Origin of the sequence: Caballeronia mineralivorans PML1(12) (genome assembly GCF_001028175.1) — a bacterium.
Classification (GTDB): domain Bacteria; phylum Pseudomonadota; class Gammaproteobacteria; order Burkholderiales; family Burkholderiaceae; genus Caballeronia; species Caballeronia mineralivorans.
Genome location: NZ_AEJF01000097.1, coordinates 1 through 2501 on the forward strand (window position 1 = coordinate 1; position 2501 = coordinate 2501).

At 37.0% G+C, this 2501-nt stretch carries 7 protein-coding genes; 1 reads left to right on the forward strand and 6 read right to left on the reverse strand.

What is annotated here, in order from left to right:
- Positions 1-178 precede the first annotated feature (178 nt).
- Genes EOS_RS49215 through EOS_RS49235 form a run of 5 tightly spaced genes read right to left on the reverse strand, consistent with a single transcriptional unit; the run spans position 179 to position 1586 of the window.
- A complete protein-coding gene (locus EOS_RS49215; RefSeq protein ID WP_407639144.1) occupies positions 179-697 on the reverse strand; it encodes an adenine-specific methyltransferase EcoRI family protein in 519 nt (172 codons plus the stop codon).
- Entirely contained in the window at positions 663-899 is a 237-nt protein-coding gene (locus tag EOS_RS49220; RefSeq protein ID WP_075645343.1) for an adenine-specific methyltransferase EcoRI family protein, read from the reverse strand. Before EOS_RS49220 ends, EOS_RS49215 begins: the two co-directional genes overlap by 35 nt.
- Positions 896-1105: an adenine-specific methyltransferase EcoRI family protein gene (locus EOS_RS49225; RefSeq protein WP_075645344.1), complete on the reverse strand. Its 210-nt coding sequence runs from the start codon at positions 1103-1105 to the stop codon at positions 896-898. Before EOS_RS49225 ends, EOS_RS49220 begins: the two co-directional genes overlap by 4 nt.
- Before the next feature lie 29 nt (positions 1106-1134).
- Positions 1135-1218 (reverse strand): hypothetical protein, encoded by an 84-nt coding sequence (locus tag EOS_RS49230; RefSeq protein WP_235442837.1) that lies wholly within the window; start codon positions 1216-1218, stop codon positions 1135-1137.
- On the reverse strand, positions 1206-1586 hold the full coding sequence (locus EOS_RS49235) for an EcoRI family type II restriction endonuclease (protein ID WP_407639143.1): 381 nt from the start codon (positions 1584-1586) through the stop codon (positions 1206-1208). Before EOS_RS49235 ends, EOS_RS49230 begins: the two co-directional genes overlap by 13 nt.
- Between EOS_RS49235 and EOS_RS15975 the strand changes: the two genes are divergently transcribed.
- Positions 1585-2067, forward strand: coding sequence for a superinfection exclusion B family protein (locus tag EOS_RS15975; protein WP_000281856.1), 483 nt, complete (start codon positions 1585-1587; stop codon positions 2065-2067). The genes EOS_RS49235 and EOS_RS15975 overlap by 2 nt on opposite strands.
- Here the strand turns inward: EOS_RS15975 and EOS_RS44500 are convergent.
- On the reverse strand, positions 2068-2501 hold a 434-nt coding region (locus EOS_RS44500), incomplete at its 5' end, for an antitermination protein N (RefSeq protein ID WP_235442836.1).

A 2501-nucleotide genomic window follows, 5' to 3' on the forward strand; every position in this document is an offset into this window, starting at 1 on the left:
TTCAAGAATTCTCATGTTTGACAGCTTATCATCGATAAGCTTGGAGAGGTGGTTTTTTTCGTTTCTGGTACCGAAGCTTACGACGAAGCTAATGATCTCAAGAAAAAACTAACAAACATCAATTACTTTTGTAATCGTTTGTTTTTTATCAAAATTCTGAAATAAGGGCATTTACCATTTATAGACAAATCTTTTTCATCAACACCTTTCTAAATTTTATTAACTCAAATTGCTCAGGGTTAAACTTATGCAAGAATGTGATAGGAACCCCCATAACCCCATTGTAATCTAATGGAATATCCTTTGTTTTGTTTACATTTATAGCATCATAATTATCATATTTTGGATATGAACTTTCATTCCCAAAATATTTTCTTGTAAGAGGCAAGTCTTTATGCCTAATAAAGACATCTAGGTTAGTTAGCCATAAGCAGTTGTTTGGCGAGATAATTCTATTACCATTAGAATCAATTCTCGCCTCAGTACCATATAATTCATAATGCTCTGGAACAATAAATCCAGAAACACCTCTCCCGAGATGAACCCCAAGCCAAATCTTATTTTCCTTAATTAGATTAAACACCTCTTTATATGTTATTGAATTAACATTAGCAATTATAAGGAATTTCTTATCATACTTAATTAGTTGATCAAGATACTCTCTAAATAACGAGAATGGAGGATTCGTAACAACAATATCTGATTTTTTTAGTCAGATCAATGCTCTCCGAACTGCGAAAATCGCCATCGCCACAGAAAGAAGAAACACTAATATCATCAAAAACTAATTTCTTTCCATTTTCTTTATGATATTCATAGTAAAATCCGTTCTTCGCGGCTTCGCTACTAGAAAAACCTTCTTTATTCTCTACATAGCAAGATGCTATTAACTTTTTCAAGCCAAGATTATCAAAAATTCACTGCAAAAATATTTAAAGAAATTGCTTACTCTAGGATCATCACAATTGCAATAAACAACCTTATCAGAGAAGTGCTCTCTGTAGTATTGCAGTTCGTTCTCAATATCACAATACTGAGTGTAAAATTCGTCGCTTTTCGATTTTTTAGCTTTGTGCAGTAACTTGTTTGTTGCATTTCTAGCCATTAATTAAAACCTTATTAAAATAAAAAATATCACTTAGATGTAAGCTGTTCAAACAAGTCACGCCCCAACACTCTGAGCGAAGTCGTTGATATATCAAACATTATTTCAAACATGATTTTCGAATCCCACTCCTCCCATCTCCTTGAGTATATATAGATGCTGCTTGTAGCATAATGCTTTTGTCTTTATGATTTACAAATTTGTTAATACATAGATTACTATTTATAGGCATTCCATAATTAGCTGCAGTTAGTCGATCTAACCTATTTAATATACCAGAATTATACTCAAGATTAACAACCCTTCCATCTGGTCTTGTTATTGAGATATTTTCTGTTAAAAAGTTAGACCCCTCTAAGAAAAGGACGTAAGGAAAGTGGCTCTCAGAGAGCATAAAATTCGCTATCTCTGATATATTCTTATGAGATCCACTCGTTATTCTCGGACGAGTGTTCAGTAATGAACCTCTGGAGAGAACCATGTATATGATCGTTATCTGGGTTGGACTTCTGCTTTTAAGCCCAGATAACTGGCCTGAATATGTTAATGAGAGAATCGGTATTCCTCATGTGTGGCATGTTTTCGTCTTTGCTCTTGCATTTTCGCTAGCAATTAATGTGCATCGATTATCAGCTATTGCCAGCGCCAGATATAAGCGATTTAAGCTAAGAAAACGCATTAAGATGCAAAACGATAAAGTGCGATCAGTAATTCAAAACCTTACAGAAGAGCAATCTATGGTTTTGTGCGCAGCCCTTAATGAAGGCAGGAAGTATGTGGTTACATCAAAACAATTCCCATACATTAGTGAGTTGATTGAGCTTGGTGTGTTGAACAAAACTTTTTCCCGATGGAATGGGAAGCATATATTATTCCCTATTGAGGATATTTACTGGACTGAATTAGTTGCCAGCTATGATCCATATAATATTGAGATAAAGCCAAGGCCAATATCTAAGTAACTAGATAAGAGGAATCGATTTTCCCTTAATTTTCTGGCGTCCACTGCATGTTATGCCGCGTTCGCCAGGCTTGCTGTACCATGTGCGCTGATTCTTGCGCTCAATACGTTGCAGGTTGCTTTCAATCTGTTTGTGGTATTCAGCCAGCACTGTAAGGTCTATCGGATTTAGTGCGCTTTCTACTCGTGATTTCGGTTTGCGATTCAGCGAGAGAATAGGGCGGTTAACTGGTTTTGCGCTTACCCCAACCAACAGGGGATTTGCTGCTTTCCATTGAGCCTGTTTCTCTGCGCGACGTTCGCGGCGGCGTGTTTGTGCATCCATCTGGATTCTCCTGTCAGTTAGCTTTGGTGGTGTGTGGCAGTTGTAGTCCTGAACGAAACCCCCCGCGATTGGCACATTGGCAGCTAATCCGGAATCGCACTTACGGCCAA